Origin of the sequence: Stenotrophomonas sp. JAG2, from assembly GCF_041080745.1 — a bacterium.
GTDB classification, from domain to species: domain Bacteria; phylum Pseudomonadota; class Gammaproteobacteria; order Xanthomonadales; family Xanthomonadaceae; genus Stenotrophomonas; species Stenotrophomonas maltophilia_AA.
Genome location: NZ_JBEUMH010000005.1, coordinates 188,667 through 206,186 on the forward strand (window position 1 = coordinate 188,667; position 17,520 = coordinate 206,186).

The 17,520-nt window shown below is 68.1% G+C and carries 17 protein-coding genes; 12 read left to right on the forward strand and 5 right to left on the reverse strand.

The window, feature by feature from the left end; genetic code table 11:
* Nucleotides 1-5: 5 nt before the first annotated feature.
* Entirely contained in the window at nucleotides 6-617 is a 612-nt protein-coding gene (locus AB9O74_RS08290) for a YbhB/YbcL family Raf kinase inhibitor-like protein (protein WP_369349001.1), read from the forward strand.
* 173 nt (nucleotides 618-790) lie between these two features.
* Here the strand turns inward: AB9O74_RS08290 and AB9O74_RS08295 are convergent, their stop codons facing one another.
* Both AB9O74_RS08295 and AB9O74_RS08300 read right to left on the reverse strand, forming a co-directional pair.
* A complete protein-coding gene (locus AB9O74_RS08295; RefSeq protein WP_369349002.1) occupies nucleotides 791-1,615 on the reverse strand; it encodes a DUF4377 domain-containing protein in 825 nt (274 codons plus the stop codon).
* A 71-nt stretch (nucleotides 1,616-1,686) separates the two neighbouring features.
* Nucleotides 1,687-2,481 (reverse strand): undecaprenyl-diphosphate phosphatase, encoded by a 795-nt coding sequence (locus tag AB9O74_RS08300; protein ID WP_179460568.1) that lies wholly within the window; start codon nucleotides 2,479-2,481, stop codon nucleotides 1,687-1,689.
* 223 nt (nucleotides 2,482-2,704) lie between these two features.
* On the opposite strand from AB9O74_RS08300, the gene glnA reads away from it, so the two are divergent.
* The 10 genes from glnA to AB9O74_RS08350 all read left to right on the forward strand — a co-directional run bounded on the left by glnA (nucleotide 2,705) and on the right by AB9O74_RS08350 (nucleotide 12,672).
* Nucleotides 2,705-4,114 carry a type I glutamate--ammonia ligase gene (glnA, locus tag AB9O74_RS08305; protein ID WP_019184908.1) on the forward strand — a complete coding sequence of 470 codons (1,410 nt, stop codon included), beginning with the start codon at nucleotides 2,705-2,707 and terminating at the stop codon, nucleotides 4,112-4,114.
* Between the two features lie 365 nt (nucleotides 4,115-4,479).
* Nucleotides 4,480-4,818: a P-II family nitrogen regulator gene (locus AB9O74_RS08310; RefSeq protein ID WP_353085229.1), complete on the forward strand. Its 339-nt coding sequence runs from the start codon at nucleotides 4,480-4,482 to the stop codon at nucleotides 4,816-4,818.
* Between the two features lie 18 nt (nucleotides 4,819-4,836).
* The gene (locus AB9O74_RS08315; RefSeq protein WP_369349003.1) at nucleotides 4,837-6,270 is read left to right on the forward strand and encodes an ammonium transporter; all 1,434 of its coding nucleotides are present in this window, start codon (nucleotides 4,837-4,839) and stop codon (nucleotides 6,268-6,270) included.
* Nucleotides 6,271-6,432: 162 nt separating this feature from the next.
* Complete coding sequence (locus AB9O74_RS08320) at nucleotides 6,433-7,182, forward strand: N-acetylmuramoyl-L-alanine amidase (protein WP_176990248.1); 750 nt, start codon at nucleotides 6,433-6,435, stop codon at nucleotides 7,180-7,182.
* The gene (locus AB9O74_RS08325; protein ID WP_369349004.1) at nucleotides 7,179-8,354 is read left to right on the forward strand and encodes a murein transglycosylase A; all 1,176 of its coding nucleotides are present in this window, start codon (nucleotides 7,179-7,181) and stop codon (nucleotides 8,352-8,354) included. The genes AB9O74_RS08320 and AB9O74_RS08325 overlap by 4 nt, the downstream gene beginning before the upstream one ends.
* Before the next feature lie 61 nt (nucleotides 8,355-8,415).
* The gene (locus AB9O74_RS08330) at nucleotides 8,416-8,766 is read left to right on the forward strand and encodes a VOC family protein (RefSeq protein ID WP_369349005.1); all 351 of its coding nucleotides are present in this window, start codon (nucleotides 8,416-8,418) and stop codon (nucleotides 8,764-8,766) included.
* Between the two features lie 54 nt (nucleotides 8,767-8,820).
* Entirely contained in the window at nucleotides 8,821-9,879 is a 1,059-nt protein-coding gene (locus tag AB9O74_RS08335; protein WP_176990245.1) for a nitrogen regulation protein NR(II), read from the forward strand.
* Entirely contained in the window at nucleotides 9,872-11,323 is a 1,452-nt protein-coding gene (gene ntrC / locus AB9O74_RS08340) for a nitrogen regulation protein NR(I) (protein WP_369349006.1), read from the forward strand. The genes AB9O74_RS08335 and ntrC overlap by 8 nt, the downstream gene beginning before the upstream one ends.
* 93 nt (nucleotides 11,324-11,416) lie before the next feature.
* The gene (locus AB9O74_RS08345) at nucleotides 11,417-11,983 is read left to right on the forward strand and encodes a superoxide dismutase family protein (RefSeq protein WP_179460552.1); all 567 of its coding nucleotides are present in this window, start codon (nucleotides 11,417-11,419) and stop codon (nucleotides 11,981-11,983) included.
* Nucleotides 11,984-12,036: 53 nt separating this feature from the next.
* Nucleotides 12,037-12,672, forward strand: coding sequence for a superoxide dismutase family protein (locus tag AB9O74_RS08350; protein WP_369349007.1), 636 nt, complete (start codon nucleotides 12,037-12,039; stop codon nucleotides 12,670-12,672).
* 104 nt (nucleotides 12,673-12,776) lie between these two features.
* Here AB9O74_RS08350 and AB9O74_RS08355 read toward each other — a convergent pair whose 3' ends face one another.
* Nucleotides 12,777-13,664, reverse strand: coding sequence for a hypothetical protein (locus tag AB9O74_RS08355; protein WP_176990241.1), 888 nt, complete (start codon nucleotides 13,662-13,664; stop codon nucleotides 12,777-12,779).
* Nucleotides 13,665-13,756: 92 nt separating this feature from the next.
* Here AB9O74_RS08355 and AB9O74_RS08360 point away from each other — a divergent pair, with 92 nt between their 5' ends.
* Nucleotides 13,757-15,052 (forward strand): acetyl-CoA C-acetyltransferase, encoded by a 1,296-nt coding sequence (locus AB9O74_RS08360; RefSeq protein ID WP_346479625.1) that lies wholly within the window; start codon nucleotides 13,757-13,759, stop codon nucleotides 15,050-15,052.
* 100 nt (nucleotides 15,053-15,152) lie between these two features.
* Here AB9O74_RS08360 and AB9O74_RS08365 read toward each other — a convergent pair whose 3' ends face one another.
* Complete coding sequence (locus AB9O74_RS08365) at nucleotides 15,153-16,517, reverse strand: heme biosynthesis protein HemY (RefSeq protein WP_369349008.1); 1,365 nt, start codon at nucleotides 16,515-16,517, stop codon at nucleotides 15,153-15,155.
* Nucleotides 16,518-16,520: 3 nt separating this feature from the next.
* A complete protein-coding gene (locus AB9O74_RS08370) occupies nucleotides 16,521-17,498 on the reverse strand; it encodes a uroporphyrinogen-III C-methyltransferase (protein WP_369349009.1) in 978 nt (325 codons plus the stop codon).
* Nucleotides 17,499-17,520: the final 22 nt, after the last annotated feature.

Genomic DNA, 17,520 nt, shown 5'->3' on the forward strand with positions numbered 1-17,520 from the left:
GACACATGCACCTGAGCAGTGACAGCATCACCAACGGCCAGCCGATCCCCGCCACGTTCGCGGCGGGCAATGCCGAGGGCTTCGCACCCAACCGCAATCCGCAGCTGGCCTGGCACGACGTGCCGGCCGGCACCCGGTCGTTCGCGCTGCTGTGCATCGATCCGGACGTGCCGACCGTGCCGGACACGGTCGGCCGCCAGGATTGCACGGTGCCGCGCGACCAGCCGCGTGCGCACTTCACCCATTGGGCGATGGCCGATATCCCGGCCGACGTGCACGCGTTGGCCGCCGGCAGCTGCAGCGACGGTTTCACGGTGCGCGGCAAGACCCAGCCGGCGGGCCCGGCGGGCAGCCGCCAGGGAGTGAATGATTTCACCGGCTGGTTTGCCGGAAACCCGGACATGGCCGGCCAGTACCTGGGCTATGACGGCCCGTATCCGCCGTTCAACGACGAGCGCGTGCACCGTTATTTCTTCCGCGTGTTCGCGCTGGACGTGGCGCAGCTGGCGCTGCCGACCCCGTTCACTGGGGCGGACGTGCTGCGCGCCATGCACGGGCACGTGCTGGCCGAAGCATCGCTGCATGGCACCTACACGTTGAACCCGGCGTTGGCGTGATCCCCCGGTGGGTGCCGACCGTAGGTCGCCACCCTGTCCGGTAGGTGCGGGCCGTTGGCCGTCACCACATCCGGAAGGTACCGACCGTTGGTCGGTACTGCGCTATCGGGAGCCGGCCAGCGGCCGGCACTACAGGATGAAGAAGGGCGGCCGGTGGCCGCCCTTCTGCTTTCTTATTTCTTCTCGTTCGCGGACTCGACCACCATGTCCAGCACATACGCGTTGGACGAGGCATCGGCCGGCGGGTTGGCGATCTTGTAGCGCTTCACGCGCACCACGTTGCGCACGCCGTCTTCGTGGGTATACCCCTCGATGACATCGTAGAAGTTCTCCCACTCGCCCGGCTCGCCCTGCTTGATGCCGTTGGCGTCGTAGCGGATTTCGCGGGTCTGCAGGCACTGCTTGTCGCGGATCATCGGGTGCGGGCACGGCTTGGTCTGCGCGGCCACTTCCAGGAAGACGGTCTCGCCTTCGCCGCCGTAGCGGGTTTCCGCGGTCGGCTCCGGGGTGAACACCAGCACATCGCCCTTGGCGGTGCGCAGGGTCAGCTGGCCGGCATCGCCCAGCTCGGTCTTCAGGGCGCCCTCCAGGCGGCTGCCGACGGCCTGGTCCAGCGCCATCAGGTTCTTGTCGGTGCAGGCCATCATGGTCGACGCCATCGGCGAGATCGTCAGCGAACCATCGGCCAGCGTGTAGCCGCCGCCCATGCGGTTGCAGGTGTTGCTGATCGCGATGCGGTCACCTTGGAAATCCAGCGTGACCGGCTTGTCGGCGCGGGCGAACAGGGCATCGATGCGCTTGCCGCTGGCATCGGTGGCCGAATCCAGGCGCCAATGGCTGCCCTGCAGGCGCTGCACGTCCAGACGGGCCACGGCGGCCTGGTCGGCGGCGGCGGTCGGCGCCGGGGCGAGGTCATCGCGGCCGGCCGGCGCGGTCGAAGGGTTGCTGCAGGCGGCCATCAGGGCCAGCGGCAGGATCAGCATCAGGGTGCGTTTCATGTACATCTCCTTGGGAACCTGGGGAAAAACGCCGGCGCCACCACAACGGGGTTACGCCGGCGCCGGGCTGTTCAGTTGCCAGCCGGCAACCAGAGCAGCAATGCCGCGCCCAGTGCGATGCGGTAAATCGCGAACGCAGTGAACCGGTGCGACTTGATGTAGCCCAGCAACCACTTCACTACGACGAAGCCGGTGACGACCGCGGCAAGGAAGGCCACGCCGACATCGGTCCAGTTCTCGCTGGCGAGCTTGCCGTCCTTGGCCAGTTCCAGGAAGGCATAGCCGCTGGCGGCGAACATGGTCGGGATACCCACCAGGAACACGAACTCGGTGGCCTTCGCGCGTCGGCTCAGGCCGAACAGCATCGCGATGAAGATCGCCGCCGCCGAACGCGAGGTGCCGGGAAACACGCCCGCCACCACCTGTGCCACACCCACCAGGACCGCGACCTTCCAGGTCACTTCATCGCGTTCGGGCAGGCGCGCGGTGTAGGCCTCCACCAGGATCATCCAGAGGCCGCCGATGATCAGTGCCCAGGCCACCGGGGTGACCGTCTCGGGCAGTTCCCAGCCGGCCAGGCGGACCGGCAGGCCGACCACGGCCGTCACCAGGAACGCGGTGCCGAGCTTGAGCACGTAATCGCGGTTGGCGCGCTCGTGCAGGCCGGTCGCCAGGGTCCACAGCCGCTGCCGGAACACCAGCGTGATCGCCAGGATCGCGCCGGCCTGGATGATGATGTTGAAGAAGTCCGAGCGTGCGCCCAACCAGTGCTGGGCGATCAGCAGGTGGCCGGTGCTGGAGATCGGCAGGAATTCGGTGAGGCCTTCAAGAATGCCCAGAAGGAGGGCGGAGAGCAGGTCGGACATCGGGAGTGCTGGGGCTCGGAATGGGTGAAATCGGGAGGCAGCATAAAACATCCGCGTCCCGCACCAAATGTGTGCGTGGTGCAGGGCGTGCACTACTTTGGTGCGGGCGGGCGCGCACCGGGGCTTCGATGAGCCCAGTGAAATCAAGGGTTTGTGAAGTCTGAAAAGTTGGCACGGGGATTGCTCTATCCACTCAGGCAATCACCCATCTGAGGTTTCACCGATGTCCGTGGAAAATGTTGAGAAGCTGATCAAGGACAACCAGATCGAGTTCGTCGACCTGCGTTTCGTCGATATGCGTGGTATCGAGCAGCACGTCACCTTCCCGGTCAGCATCGTGGAGCCGTCGCTGTTCGAAGAAGGCAAGATGTTCGATGGCAGCTCGATCGCCGGCTGGAAGGGCATCAACGAATCGGACATGGTCCTGCTGCCGGACCCGTCCAGCGCCTACATCGACCCGTTCTACGCCGATCCGACCCTGGTCATCAGCTGCGACATCCTCGATCCGGCCACCATGCAGCCGTACGGCCGCTGCCCGCGCGGCATCGCCAAGCGCGCCGAGGCCTACCTGAAGTCCTCCGGCATCGCCGAGCAGGCCTTCTTCGGCCCGGAGCCGGAATTCTTCATCTTCGATTCGGTCCGCTTCGCCAACGACATGGGCCACACCTTCTTCAAGATCGATTCCGAAGAAGCGGCCTGGAGCACCGGTGACAAGTACGACGGCGCCAACAGCGGCTACCGTCCCGCGGTGAAGGGCGGCTACTTCCCGGTCCCGCCGACCGACTCGCTGCACGACCTGCGCGCGGAAATGTGCAAGACGCTGGAGCAGGTCGGCATCGAAGTGGAAGTGCAGCACCACGAAGTGGCCACCGCCGGCCAGTGCGAGATCGGCACCAAGTTCAGCACCCTGGTGCAGAAGGCCGATGAACTGCTGCGCATGAAGCACGTGATCAAGAACGTCGCCCACCGCAACGGCAAGACCGCCACCTTCATGCCCAAGCCGCTGGTCGGCGACAACGGCAGCGGCATGCACGTGCACCAGTCGCTCTCCAAGGGCGGCACCAACCTGTTCTCCGGTGACGGCTACGGCGGCCTGAGCCAGCTGGCGCTGTGGTACATCGGCGGCATCTTCAAGCATGCCAAGGCCATCAATGCCTTCGCCAACTCCGGCACCAACAGCTACAAGCGCCTGGTCCCGGGCTTCGAAGCCCCGGTGATGCTGGCCTACTCGGCCCGCAACCGCTCCGCCTCGTGCCGCATTCCGTGGGTGTCCAACCCGAAGGCGCGCCGCATCGAAATGCGCTTCCCCGATCCGATCCAGTCCGGCTACCTGACCTTCACCGTGCTGATGATGGCCGGCCTGGACGGCATCAAGAACCAGATCGACCCGGGCGCACCGAGCGACAAGGATCTGTACGACCTGCCGCCGGAAGAAGAGAAGCTGATCCCGCAGGTCTGCTCCTCGCTGGACCAGGCCCTGGAAGCGCTGGACAAGGACCGCGAGTTCCTCAAGGCCGGTGGCGTGATGAGCGACGACTTCATCGACGGCTACATCGCGCTGAAGATGCAGGAAGTCACCAAGTTCCGCGCGGCGACCCACCCGCTCGAGTACCAGATGTACTACGCGAACTGAGCAATGGGTGACGATGACGAAGGATTTCCCTCCCACCCTTCGTCATCGTCGCCACCTTTTGCAACCGGGGCCGGGGCGGCCTGCAACGCGCCCCGCACCGCGGTTCAACGGGACAGTGGTAGATGCGCTGCGGCTGGGGAGCCGCGACGCAGGCAGTACGCACCACCAGGGGCAAGAGAGACCGGACGCGTGTCATGGGCCCTTCCTCCCTCCCGCGTCACCGCTGGCGTCGCCCTCCGGGCGTCGGCAACGGCGTGGCCCATGCAACGTTCGGCGCAACGACCGGCGGCCATGTGCAAGTGGCCGCCGGTTGACCTGACATCGGCCCCACGCGGGCCGGTTCCATCCACCATCGGGATATGCGCATGAAACTGATCTCCGCCATCATCCGGCCGTTCAAGCTCGACGAGGTCCGCGAGGCCCTCTCCGACGCGGGCGTGTCGGGCATCACCGTGACCGAAGTCAAAGGCTTCGGGCGCCAGAAGGGCCACACCGAGTTGTATCGCGGCGCGGAGTACGTCGTGGATTTCCTGCCGAAGATCAAGATCGAGACCGTCGTGACCGACGATCGCCTGGAGGCCGTTGTCGAGGCCATCCAGGCCGCGGCCGGCACCGGCAAGATCGGCGACGGCAAGATCTTTGTCACCGCGGTCGAACAGGTCGTCCGCATCCGCACCGGCGAAATCGGCGCTGACGCGCTCTAACCCCACTCGGAGCCCACAATGAAGACCTCTTTGTTCACCGGGTGGCAAGCCCGGTTCCATGCCGTGTGCCTGATGATGCTGCTCAGCGCGCTGGCCGTTGGTGCCTTCTCCAGCAGTGCGCATGCCCAGGCCCAGGTCACCCCCGTGCCGTCGGAAACGGTCGCGGTCGAGCCGCTGCCGGCCACGCCGGAGGCCACGGCTGTGCCGGTCGCCGAAGCGGCCGCTGCACCTGTCTTCGACCACGGCGACGTGGCCTGGATGCTCACCTCCACCCTGCTGGTGCTGCTGATGGTGGTGCCGGGCCTGGCGCTGTTCTATGGCGGCCTGGTGCGCTCCAAGAACGTGCTGTCGATCCTCAGCCAGATCCTGGTGGTGTTCTCGCTGGTGCTGATGCTGTGGGTGGCCTATGGCTACAGCGCGGTGTTCAGCGAAGGCAACGCCTTCTTCGGGTCGTTCACCCAGTTCGCCTTCCTCAAGGGCTTCGGGCCGGATACCGTCGGCAACACGCCGATCGCCGGACTGCCGGACTATCTGTTCGTCGCCTTCCAGTCGACCTTCGCCGGCATCACCACCGCACTGATCGTCGGTGCGTTCGCCGAGCGCATCAAGTTCAAGGCCGTGCTGCTGTTCTCGGCCCTGTGGTTCACCCTGAGCTACATCCCGATGGCGCACATCGTGTGGGGCGGCGGCTATCTCGGTGAGATGGGCGCGATCGACTTCGCCGGTGGCACCGTGGTCCACATCAATGCCGGCGTTGCCGGCCTGGTGGGCGCGTACTTCGTCGGCAAGCGCATCGGCTACGGCCAGACCGCACTGAAGCCGCACAACGTGCCGTTCACCTACATCGGCGCGATGCTGCTGTGGGTGGGCTGGTTCGGCTTCAACGCCGGCTCGGCCGCCGCCGCCGACACCGTCGCCTCGCTGGCCTTCATCAACACCATCCTCGCCACCGCCGCCGCGGTGCTGGGCTGGACCCTGGTCGAAGCGGTCAGCAAGGGGAAGCCGTCCGCGCTGGGCGCTGCTTCTGGCGCCGTGGCCGGCCTGGTCGGCATCACCCCGGCCTGCGGCACCGTGGGCCCGCTGGGCGCGATCGTGATCGGCCTGGTCGCCGGCGTGGTCTGCGTCTGGGGCGTCACCGGCCTCAAGCGTCTGCTCAAGGTCGATGACACCGCCGACGTCTTCGGTGTGCACGGCATCGGCGGCATCGTCGGTGCGCTGCTCACCGGCGTGTTCAGCGCCGAATCGCTGGGCGGCACCAAGGCCGACCTGGACATCGGCCACCAGGTCTGGGTGCAGCTGGTCAGCGTCGGCTTCACCATCGTCTGGTGCGCCGTGGCCACCGTGCTGATCCTGCTGGTGGTGCGCATGGTGTTCGGCCTGCGCGTCACCGAAGAAGCAGAGCGCACCGGCCTGGATGTCACCTCGCACGGCGAGTCGGCCTACGAGGCCTGAGCCGCGCGATACCGCATTAGAAACGAGAGAGAGATGCTTCACCTTCGCCGGCGGCCTTCGGGTCGCCGGCTTTTTTATCGGGCTGCTTTCGACGACGTCCGCGCACACCGCCGATTCACGCCGCGCCCGGCAACCGCGCGCCAGATCACGCACAATGCGGTCATGCGCCAGATCCGCTTCCTGCTCCCGCTGCTCGCCTGCCTCCTGTTCGCTGCCTGCGCCAGCACCGGGGTCCGCAGCCCGCTGGCCACCTGGGTGCCGTCACCGAACCACAACGCGCGCGCGCCGGTGGTGATCGTGCTGCACCACACCGATCAGCACTCCGTGCAGGAGAGCCTGGACACGCTGCGCAGCGCCAACAGCGGCGGCAAGGTCAGCTCCCACTATCTGGTCGGGGCCGATGGCCACCTCTACCAGCTGGTCGGCGATGACCGACGCGCCTGGCATGCCGGTCCCGGGCGCTGGGGCACGATCACCGATCTCAACTCGGCCTCGATCGGCATCGAGATCGACAACGACGGCGATACGCCGTTCGCGCCGGCGCAGATCGCCGCCCTGATCCGCCTGCTGGAGGACCTGTGCACGCGCTTGCGCATCCCACCCAGCCAGATCATCGCGCATGCCGACCTGGCGCCGTCGCGCAAGCAGGATCCCAGCCGTTTCTTCCCGTGGCAGACCCTGGCCGAAGCCGGCTTCGGCGTATGGCCGCGCGCAGCCGATGGCCCGGCCCCGCCCGGCTTCGATGCCTGGCTGGCGCTGCAGGCGTTCGGCTATCCGATGGACGACCGGGCTGCCGCGGTCGGTGCCTTCCATCGCCGCTTCCGCGGCCGTGACGATCTCCCCGCAGATCTCGATGCCGAAGACGCCCGCATCCTGCACTCGCTGCTGCTGCAACAGGAACGCCGCCCATGAAGTTCACGCCCGTCCTCCCCGCTCTCAAGCACACCGCGCTGTTGGGGGTGGGGTTGGCGCTGTTGAGTGCCTGCGCGGTCGCCCCGCAGCGCCCCGCATCACAAGCGCCTGTGCAAACCAGCACTTACGCGAAGGCAGATTGGAACGCATTGCCTGCCGTCGCAGACGCCGATCTGCAGGCTGGCTTCGCGGCCTGGCGCAGTGCCTGCCCGCGCCTGAAGACGGAGGCCAACTGGGCATCCACCTGCGCTGCAGCGGCCAATGTCGCCACCACGCCGGCCGCCATCCGCCAGTTCCTGCAGGCGAATCTCGACGTCTATGCCCTGCGCGCCGGTGGCAGCCGGTCGGACGGATTGATCACCGGCTACTACGAGCCGATCTATGCCGGCAGCGTCACCCGTACCGCCAAGGCATCGGTGCCCGTGTACGGCGTGCCGGGCGACATGGTCAGCGTCCAGCTCGACAGCCTCTACCCCGAACTCAAGGGCAAGCGCCTGCGCGGCCGCGTCGAGGGGCGCGTGCTCAAGCCGTATGACGATGCCGCGCGGATCGCCGCGAACGGCGTCAAAGCGCCGGTGCTGGCCTGGCTCACCAGCCCGATGGACCTGCAGTTCCTGCAGATCCAGGGCTCGGGACGCGTGCAGCTGGCCGACGGCCGCCAGCTGCGTATCGCCTACGCCGACCAGAACGGTCATCCCTACCGCCCGATCGGCCGCTGGCTGGTGGAGCAGGGCGAGCTGAAGCAGGCCGACGTGAGCATGGCCGCCATCCGCGCCTGGGCCGATGCCCATCCCGCACGCGTGCCCGAGCTGCTGGCCAGCAACCCGAGCTATGTGTTCTTCACCCGTGGCCCCGATAGCGATGAAGGCCCGCGCGGCTCGTTGAACGTACCGCTCACCGCCGGCTACAGCGTCGCCGTGGACCGCAACGTGGTGCCGTTGGGCAGCCTGCTGTGGCTGTCCACCACGCGCCCGGACGGCACTGCGCTGGTGCGCCCTGTCGCCGCGCAGGATACCGGCGGTGCCATCACCGGCGAGGTCCGCGCGGACCTGTTCTGGGGCACCGGCGATGCCGCCGGCGAACTGGCGGGGCACATGAAGCAGAAGGGCACGATCTGGATGTTGTGGCCGAAGGGCGTGGCGTTGCCGAAGGCGCCGGTCACGGCGAACTGACGACGCGCGGATCTGGTGGAGGCGGGTATACGTGCGGTTGTTGCAGCGCCCGGGAGGGCTCATGAAGGTCAAACGCATCATCGCCAATATCGCCGCGTCCGATCCGTCCGCTGCGGACAGGTTCTATCGGGACATCCTCGGCCTGGAGCTGGTCATGGATCACGGCTGGATCCGCACCTATGCGGGATCCGCGGATATGACTGTCCAAGTGAGTGTGGCGTCCGAAGGCGGCTCCGGTACCGTCGTGCCTGATCTCTCCATCGAGGTCGACGATCTGGACGAAGTGCTTCGTCGAGTGCACGCGGCCAACCTCCCCATCGCCTATGGCCCAGCCAGCGAACCGTGGGGCGTGCGTCGGTTCTACCTCCGCGATCCGTTGGGCCGGCTGGTCAACATCCTGCAGCATGCGTGAGCGAGGCAGGAAACCGGGATCAACAGGCCTGCCGTTTTGCACTACATTGGTGCAATGACCACCGCGCTACCGCCCCCCGCCCTCGACGCCCTCGGCACCCCGGTCGCCTGGGCCGATGCCAGTGGCCGCCTGGTGGGCTGCAATCCCGCCTTCGCGCGCTGGCTGGGGGTGAGCGTGCGGCGCCTGCTGGGCCAGCCGCTGGCCTCGCTGGAGGCACAGGGCGACGCGTTGGCCCACTTCCTGGCCCGTGACGAGCGCGACACCCTGCGACTGCACCGGCTGGCCCTGGCGCTGCCGGGCGATGCGCCGCGCTTTGCCGAGGGCTGGCTGAGCCGCTGGGACGAGGGTGGCTGGCTCCTGGAGGCGCATCCGGTCGACGAATTCCCGGGGCTGGATCCCACCCAGGCGCTGCCCAGCGCGCTCAGTGCCGCGCTCAAGGGTCTGGCGCACGAGCTGCGCAATCCGCTGGCCGGGTTGAAAGGCGCGGCCCAGCTGCTGGCACGCCGCAACGCGCAGCGTGATCCGGATGAGCGTGAACTGATCGAGCTGATCGGCTCGGAGATCGAACGCCTCAACGGCCTGCTCGAGCAACTGCTGTCGCCGGCACCGGCCGCGCCGCATGCACCGCTCAACATCCATGCCTCGCTGGAGCGCGTGCTGCGCCTGGCCGAGAGCGAGGGTGGCTGGGCCGTCCGGATGCAGCGCGATTACGACCCCAGCATTCCCGAGTTCGATGGCGACGCCGACCGCCTCACCCAGGCGGTGTGGAATCTGGTCCGCAATGCGATCCAGGCCGGTGCCGGCACGGTCACCCTGCGCACGCGGGTGGAGCACGGTGTGCGGATCACCGATCAGCTGCACCCGCTGGCGCTGCGGCTGGAAATCGCCGATGACGGCCGAGGCGTGCCCGAAGACCTGGCCGAGCATCTGTTCCTGCCGCTGGTCAGTGGTCGCGCCGAGGGCACCGGGCTGGGCCTGGCACTGGCCCAGCAGGTGGCGCGCGAGCACCGCGGCACCCTGACCTACCGCTCGCGCCCGGGCCACACCGTATTCACCGTGCTGCTGCCGATCGGGCAGGGCACCCCCGCCGAGGACACCGCCGCCCATGGCTGACCAGGTCGATACCACCGCCCAGCGCGTCTGGGTGGTCGACGATGACCGCGCGGTGCGCTTCGTGCTGTGCACCGCGCTGCGCGAGGCCGGCTACCGTGTCGAAGGCTTCGACGGCGCTGCCGCGGCGCTGGCGATGCTGGCCGATCAGCCGCCACCGGACCTGTTGTTCACCGATGTGCGCATGCCCGGCGATGATGGGCTGGTGCTGCTGGACAAGCTCAAGGCGGCGCATCCACAGCTGCCGGTGATCGTGATGTCGGCCTACACCGACGTGGCCAGCACGGCCGGTGCCTTCCGCGGCGGTGCGCAGGAGTTCCTGTCCAAGCCCTTCGATCTGGACGATGCGGTCGCCCTGGCGCAGCGCGTGCTGCCGGCCCCGGATGTGCCCCTGGCCGAGCCGAGCGAGACCGCCAGCACCACGCCGCCGGACCAGCGCCCGCAGCTGGTCGGCGATACGCCGGCGATGCGCGCGTTGTTCCGGGCGATCGGGCGCTTGGCGCAGGCGCCGCTGTCGGTGCTGATCAATGGCGAGACCGGCACCGGCAAGGAGCTGGTCGCGCATGCACTGCACCACGAATCGCCGCGCGTGCAGGGGCCGTTCGTCGCACTCAATACCGCGGCCATTCCGTCCGAACTGCTGGAAAGCGAACTGTTCGGCCACGAAGCCGGCGCATTCACCGGGGCGCAGCGTCGCCATATCGGCCGCTTCGAGCAGGCCAATGGCGGCACGCTGTTCCTCGATGAAATCGGCGACATGCCGTTGCCGCTGCAGACGCGCCTGCTGCGCGTGCTGGCCGAGGGTGAGTTCTTCCGTGTCGGCGGACGCGAGCTGATCCGCGTCGATGTGCGCGTGATCGCCGCGACCCACCAGGACCTGGAAAGCCTGGTCGCGCAGGGGCGCTTCCGCGCTGACCTGCTGCATCGGCTGGATGTCGTTCGGCTGCGGCTGCCGCCACTGCGCGAGCGTCGCGACGATATCGCCCAGCTCGCCGAGACCTTCCTTGCGGCTGCCTCACACAAACTGGACACGTCCCCCAAGCGGCTGACCGCGGCTGCGCTGCAGGCACTGCGCGAACACGATTGGCCGGGCAACGTGCGGGAGCTGGAAAATGTGTGCTGGCGCATGGCCGCGCTCGCTGCAGCCGACAGCATCGGTGTGGCCGACGTGGACAGCGCGCTGCATCGGGGCGCGGGTGCGCCGCGCTTGCGGAGTGCTGGCGATCCGGGCCAGTGGGAAACGCTGCTGTCGGCGTGGGCGCGCCAGCGCCTGGCCGAAGGCGCGGAAGGCCTGCACGCACAGGTGCGTGAGCGCGTCGACCACGCACTGCTCGAGGCCGCGCTGCAGATCACCCATGGCCGCCGTGCCGAGGCCGCCGCGCGGCTGGGCATGGGCCGCAACACCCTCACCCGCAAGCTCGGCGCCGGTCGCCGCCGCGGCGGATGAACCGCATGTCCACAGCGCGTGTGCGCCGTGTCCCGGCCACTTTCATGGCCTGTGGACGAGCGCACCGTTAGTTTGCAACCAAGGAGTCTTCCCATGCGCAGTTCCCCTGTCGTCCTTGCTGCGGTAATCGCGGTCGGCCTGGCCGCCTGCGGCAGCACGCCGCCGCCGCGCCCCGTGGCACCGGTCGTGCCGGTGGTCAGCACCGCGCAGATGGCCGAAGCCAATCTGTCGCCGGCCTCGGCCAGCCTGGTCAGCGGGCGCCTTGCGCTGGTCCCGGATACGCGCGGCGTGCATATCACCGGCGTCATCGGCGGCCTGCAGCCCCTGCAGGTGGCCGGGTTCCATGTGCATGAGCGCGGCGACTGCAGTGCGGTCGATGCGAGCAGCGCCGGTGCGCATTTCAATCCGGCCGGCCAGCCGCACGGCCGCAACAGTGCCGGTGCGCATCACGCCGGTGACATGGACAACCTGCGTGCCGACGCGCAGGGGCGCGTCAACGTCGACATCCGCCTGCCAGCGGTTACTCTTGGCGGCGGCGCAGCCACCGATATCGCCGGACGTGCACTGATCGTGCATGCCAACGCCGACGATTACCGCAGCCAACCCGCCGGCAACGCCGGCGCCAGAATCGCCTGCGGCGTCATCCGGGTCGTGCGCTGATCGCGCAGTCCCCCGACGTCGCTTCTTCCAACGCTACCCGCAAGGAGATCCACATGCGCCTGATCCATACCTCGTTGTTCGCTGCCATCGCCGCGCTCGGCCTGACCGCCTGCAACAAGCCGGCCGACACGACCCCGGAAGCCACCCCGGCCGCTGAAGCCACCGCGGCCCAGCCGACGGCCGAAGCGACCCCGGAAGCCCCGCCGGCAATGACCAGCGAAGCCCATGCCAACCACACCGCCAGTGCCGATCTCGCCGCCACCCAGGGCAACGACGTCAAGGGCAACGTGACTTTCAGCATCGTCGACGGCAAGGTCCACGTGAAGGGCCAGGTCAGCGGCCTGAAGCCCAACAGCGAGCATGGCTTCCACATCCATGAGAAGGGCGACTGCAGCGCGTCGGACGGCGCCAGCGCCGGGGGCCACTTCAACCCGGGCAAGGAAGACCACGGCAGCGTTGCCACCGCACCGCACCACGGCGGTGACATGCCCAACATCAAGGCCGACGCCCAGGGCAATGCCGTGGTCGACGCTCCGGTCTCGACCAACGTCAACATCGGCAAGGGCGATGACTTCGACATCATCGGCCGCGGGCTGATCGTCCACGCCGACGCGGACGACTACAAGACCCAGCCGACCGGCAACGCCGGCGCGCGCCTGGCCTGCGCGGTGATCAAAGCGGCCCCGTAATCCGGGCCGTGGTTGACGAAAAAACGCCGGCATTCGCCGGCGTTTTTTTTTAAATAACGGGGACGGAGGTAGTTAAGCCGCCGGCTTAACTACCTCCGTCCCTATTAACGCGCCAGCAGCGCGCGCGCGTCCTGCCCGGCTTCGCAATGCACGAACAGCACCGGCAGTCCGTGGGCTTCCAGCACGGCGGCCATCTGCCGCTGGCGGATCAGGTACTGGTCGTAGATGGCCTGCAGGCGATCGCAGTCACCGGTGCCGTGGTTGTAGTACGCACACCAGCCGGCAGGGTCGAACAGCGCCATACGCACTTCGCCGTCAGCGTATCGAAGCAGCGGCTCCGGTGCGGCATCCAGCCACTCTTCCACGTGCGGTGCCATCAGCGCGGTTTCGATCAGCGGCCACAGGATCGCCAGGCCCTGGTTGTCGTACTGCATCGACATCATCGCGGCGAGATCGTTCACCGTGAAATAGCGCGCATGCTCGATCTGTGCGCCGAACGCATTCTGCGCCTGCAGGGCGGTATCGGGCTGCGCCATGCCCTGGGCCAGCAGCACTTCTTCCAGTGCTTCGGCCACGGCCTGGGTCTGGGCGACTTCGGTGCCGGTCAGCAGGAACGGCACCACCCGCAGCCCGCCACCGGTGAGGGTGGCATCGGCCTGGAACGGCAGCGGCACATCGCCGTCGGCGCCGGCACCGAAGGCCAGCACGCGCGGACCCTGGCTGCGGCCCGGGGCACGCATCTGCAGCTCTTCCAGGCGCCGGTGTACCGGCCAGCCCGGACGCAGCACTTCGGCCGGATCGAAATGGGCGCCGGCGAACACGAAGTCCAGCCCGCTGACGCCGGGCACCAGCTTGGCCAGATCGCGGCCGACACGTTCGGCCAGTTCACCAGCCTGTTCAGAGGACAGCGCGGCATGGCGCGGGGCGTCGCCGCCGGCCAGTTCCAATGCCAGTACGCCAATGGCATTCATGCCGTGGTCGGGTTTGCTCATGGTTTCACGGTTGGCCCATCACAGGGCGGCAGCTACACTTGGCCCCATTATGCCTGCTCCTTCGTGCAGGCCATGTTGCAGACACCCCTCCCATGCCAGGTATCTCCATGCCCAACGCCCGTCCCGTCGCCATCCTCGGCGGCGTCCGCATCCCGTTCTGTCGCCAGAACACGGCTTATTCGGACGTCGGCAACCTCGGTATGTCGGTACGCACGCTCGGGGCGCTGGTGGAGCGCTTCGGCCTGCACGGCCAGCAGTTGGGCGAAGTGGCGATGGGCGCGGTGATCAAGCACTCCAGCGACTGGAACCTCGGCCGCGAAGCGACGCTGTCCTCGGGCCTGTCCCCGCTGACCCCGGGCATCACCATGCAGCGTGCCTGCGGCACCTCGCTGGACACCATCATCGCGGTGGCCAACAAGATCGCGCTGGGCCAGATCGACTCGGGCATCGGCGGCGGCTCGGATACCACGTCCGACGTGCCGATCGTCTACGGGAAGAAGCTGCGCGCACGCCTGCTGGCCGCCAACCGCGCCAAGAGCACCGGCGACAAGCTCAAGGCGTTGACCCGGGGGTTCAAGCTGAGCGAACTCAAGCCGGAATTCCCGGGCGTGGCCGAGCCGCGCACCGGCAAGAGCATGGGTGATCACTGCGAGGACATGGCCAAGGAGTGGAACATCTCCCGCGATTCGCAGGACGAGTGGGCGGTGTCCTCGCACAAGAAGCTCGCCGCTGCTTACGAGCGCGGGTTCTTCAACGACCTGATCGCCCCGTTCCGCGGCGTGGAGCGCGACAACATCCTGCGTGCCGATACCTCGCTGGAAAAGCTGGCCACGCTGAAGCCGGCGTTCGACAAGGTTTCCGGCCGCGGCACGCTGACCGCCGCCAACTCGACCCCGCTCACCGATGGTGCCTCGGCGGTGCTGCTGGCCAGCGAAGACTGGGCACGCGCGCACGGCCACGAACCACTGGCGTATCTGCGTGATTCGCAGGTGGCCGCGGTTGATTTCGTGCACGGCGAAGGCCTGCTGATGGCGCCGACGATCGCCGTGCCGGAGATGCTCAAGCGCAACGGCCTGACCCTGCAGGATTTCGACATCTACGAAATCCACGAAGCGTTCGCCGCCCAGGTGCTGTGCACGCTGCGCGCGTGGGAAAGCGAAGACTACTGCCGCAACCGCCTCGGCCTGGATGCGCCGCTGGGCAGGATCGACCCGGCCAAGATCAACCCGCTGGGTTCGTCGCTGGCCACCGGCCACCCGTTCGCCGCCACCGGTGCCCGCGTGATCGCGACGGCGGCCAAGCAGCTGGCCGAGCGCGGCGGTGGCCGCGCGCTGGTCTCGATCTGCACCGCCGGCGGCATGGGCGTGGTGGCGATCGTCGAGCGCTGATCGCCGACGCAGGAAATGAAGAAGGCCGCCCAAGGGCGGCCTTCTTCGTTTCCGGGTATATCCACGCCATGCGTGGATGTCCCAAATCCCGCGCCGCCTGTTACGGCAGGCGCGGATTGCCGAACTCGTCGCGTTCCACGTGCAGGCGATCTTCTTCGACGTGCACGCGGCCCGGCTCCCCGTGCAGGCGATCCTGCAGCGGCGCCGGTTCGCCCATCAGCGACTGCTCTTCGATGGTCGCGCGCTCGGGCACGATCGGGTCCAGTGGGGTCGCGGTCGAGGCACGGGCCAGCGCCACGCTGTCATCGCCGCGCTGCTGGCGCAGGGCATTGGCGAAGCACTGCGAGGCCAGCGCGGTCTCGCCACGGTCGAGGAACACTTCGCCCAACGCTTCCCATGCGGCCGGGCCGGCACCGGCGGCGATCGCGCGATGCAGGTAATCCTCGGCCAGCGTGTGCTGACGCTGACGGGCGGCGATGCGACCCAGCGCCAGCAGCAATGCCGGGCTGGAAGGCTGCGTGGTCAACCAGCGCTGCAGGTTGGCCTGGCGGGTGGCCAGTTTCTCTACCGGCATCTGGCCGTAGAGGGTCACCACCGATTCGTCCCAGCGCGTGTCCAGTGCCTGTTCGAGGTTGAGCAGGGCCGGTTCGTCCCAGTCCAGGGCCACTGCGCGCAGCGCATAGGCGGAGACGACATCGGGATCACTGCGCAATGCCTTCGGCGTGGCTTCCCACTGGGCGGCCAGCGCGTTCACGTCACCGGCTTCGAGCAGCGACTGCGCGGCCAGGCGGATTTCCAGTTCGGCCACGGCGGCATCGGGCAGCACTTTCTGCTTGCGCAGCGCGCCCAGCTGGCCATACGCCTCGTGCGCGCGATCGGCACGGGCCAGTGCTTCGGTCCGCAGCCACAGGCCGCGCGGCGGCAGCGGCTGGATCGCGGCCACGTCGAGCACGTTGATCGAATCGACCGGCCGTTCCTGGGCCAGCAGGCGTTCGGCCAGCAGCAGGGCATGGCTGGTGGCATCTTCGGTGGCCAGGCGCTGCAGGTACTGATTGACCGCAGCATCGTCATCGCGCGCCTGTGCACTGCGCACCGCGGTCACCATGGCGACAGCGCTCACTTCCTTGTCTTCAGCAGCACTGGTCAGCAGCTTTTCCGCACGCTGCCAGTGGCCGTATTCGTGCGCCTGCAGGCCTTCGGTCAGGCGGGCGCGGCCCTGCTTGCGGCGGTAGCGGCCCCAGGCGCGGAACGGCGAGGCCAGCAGGCTCCACAGCAGCCACAGCACCAGCAGCCCGACCAGCACCATCAGGGCGACCTGCGGCACGGTGGAGCGGTAGTCGGTACCGCCGTAGCGGTAGATCACTTCACCGAACTGGCGCAGCTGCTCGGTGCCGAGCCACTGCGAGGCGATCACGCCCAAGGCCACGGCCAGCAGCAGGACCACTAGAGATTGAAACGGCTTCATCGATTAACTCCCAGTACGCATCGTGCGCAGTTGCTGCAGGGTGCTGCCCAGTTCGGGCAACGATGGACGCAGCTCACGGGCGCGTAGTTGGTGCAGTTCAGCACGACGCTCGCGCAGAGCAGGTGAATCCGGCCACAGCCGCGGCAGCCACAGCGCCACCCGGTCCAGCGCCTGGACGTAGCCGGCCTGGTCGCCGCGCTCCACGGCGGCGCGCGCCAGGGTCAGCTCCAGCTGCAGCGAATCCCAGGCGGCCACACGCTCGGCCTCGGTCAACGGGCCCTGCAGGCGGGTGGGGGTGATGGTCACGAACGGGGCGAGCACCTGGTGCCACCACGGCGTCACCGCGGTGGCGTCGACCGCTGCGTCGATCTGCTCGGGCAGCCCGGTCAGCGCAGCGGCAAACTGCGACAGCGCGGCCTGCGCCTGGGCACGCGCACCGGGGCCGAGGGCATCCACCGCGTTGCGCTCCTGCATCAGCGCCTGCCGCAGGTTCAGATATTCATTGCCCTGTACATCGTCCAGCGAGGTGGCCGCCAACGCGTACAAGCGCTTGGCCCCCTCGACGTCATCGGCATAGGCCAGCCGTTGCCCGGCCTGGCTCAGCAGCAGCTCGGCCTCTTCCAGCTGCAGCGCCTGGGCGCCGTGGCGGGTGCTGTCGGCGAGCTTGGCCAGGTTCTCTTCGAGCAGGGCGTTGCGTTGGCTCAGGCCCAGCATTTCATCGCGCAGCACGCGGTTGGTCGCAGCGGCATCCTGCACGCGCTGGGACGTCGAACGCTGGTCACGGCGCAGTGCCTCGACGCTGTCCAGCAGGCCCTGCACCTGCAGCTGGGCGTTCTCCAGCCGCAACTGCTCCTGCGCTTGCCGCGCCTGCCATTGCGTCCAGCCCCATGCACCAGCCCCGGCCAATACGGCCAGCGCCGCGATCGGTACGATCCAGCGCAGGGGGCGGCTCGAAGAGGGGGGCGAAACCGGGTCGTTCATACGGGCATCCTTGTCGCGCGCG

Bases quoted from the DNA above. Each gene is read 5' to 3' on its own strand.
- AB9O74_RS08355 (WP_176990241.1), bottom strand. From the start codon at position 13,664: ATGAGCAAACCCGACCACGGCATGAATGCCATTGGCGTACTGGCATTG.
- AB9O74_RS08345 (WP_179460552.1), top strand. From the start codon at position 11,417: ATGCGCAGTTCCCCTGTCGTCCTTGCTGCGGTAATCGCGGTCGGCCTG.
- ntrC (WP_369349006.1), top strand. From the start codon at position 9,872: ATGGCTGACCAGGTCGATACCACCGCCCAGCGCGTCTGGGTGGTCGAC.
- AB9O74_RS08290 (WP_369349001.1), top strand. From the start codon at position 6: ATGCACCTGAGCAGTGACAGCATCACCAACGGCCAGCCGATCCCCGCC.
- AB9O74_RS08350 (WP_369349007.1), top strand. From the start codon at position 12,037: ATGCGCCTGATCCATACCTCGTTGTTCGCTGCCATCGCCGCGCTCGGC.
- AB9O74_RS08320 (WP_176990248.1), top strand. From the start codon at position 6,433: ATGCGCCAGATCCGCTTCCTGCTCCCGCTGCTCGCCTGCCTCCTGTTC.
- AB9O74_RS08330 (WP_369349005.1), top strand. From the start codon at position 8,416: ATGAAGGTCAAACGCATCATCGCCAATATCGCCGCGTCCGATCCGTCC.
- AB9O74_RS08360 (WP_346479625.1), top strand. From the start codon at position 13,757: ATGCCAGGTATCTCCATGCCCAACGCCCGTCCCGTCGCCATCCTCGGC.
- AB9O74_RS08310 (WP_353085229.1), top strand. From the start codon at position 4,480: ATGAAACTGATCTCCGCCATCATCCGGCCGTTCAAGCTCGACGAGGTC.
- AB9O74_RS08300 (WP_179460568.1), bottom strand. From the start codon at position 2,481: ATGTCCGACCTGCTCTCCGCCCTCCTTCTGGGCATTCTTGAAGGCCTC.
- AB9O74_RS08365 (WP_369349008.1), bottom strand. From the start codon at position 16,517: ATGAAGCCGTTTCAATCTCTAGTGGTCCTGCTGCTGGCCGTGGCCTTG.
- AB9O74_RS08335 (WP_176990245.1), top strand. From the start codon at position 8,821: ATGACCACCGCGCTACCGCCCCCCGCCCTCGACGCCCTCGGCACCCCG.
- AB9O74_RS08370 (WP_369349009.1), bottom strand. From the start codon at position 17,498: ATGAACGACCCGGTTTCGCCCCCCTCTTCGAGCCGCCCCCTGCGCTGG.
- AB9O74_RS08315 (WP_369349003.1), top strand. From the start codon at position 4,837: ATGAAGACCTCTTTGTTCACCGGGTGGCAAGCCCGGTTCCATGCCGTG.
- AB9O74_RS08325 (WP_369349004.1), top strand. From the start codon at position 7,179: ATGAAGTTCACGCCCGTCCTCCCCGCTCTCAAGCACACCGCGCTGTTG.
- glnA (WP_019184908.1), top strand. From the start codon at position 2,705: ATGTCCGTGGAAAATGTTGAGAAGCTGATCAAGGACAACCAGATCGAG.
- AB9O74_RS08295 (WP_369349002.1), bottom strand. From the start codon at position 1,615: ATGAAACGCACCCTGATGCTGATCCTGCCGCTGGCCCTGATGGCCGCC.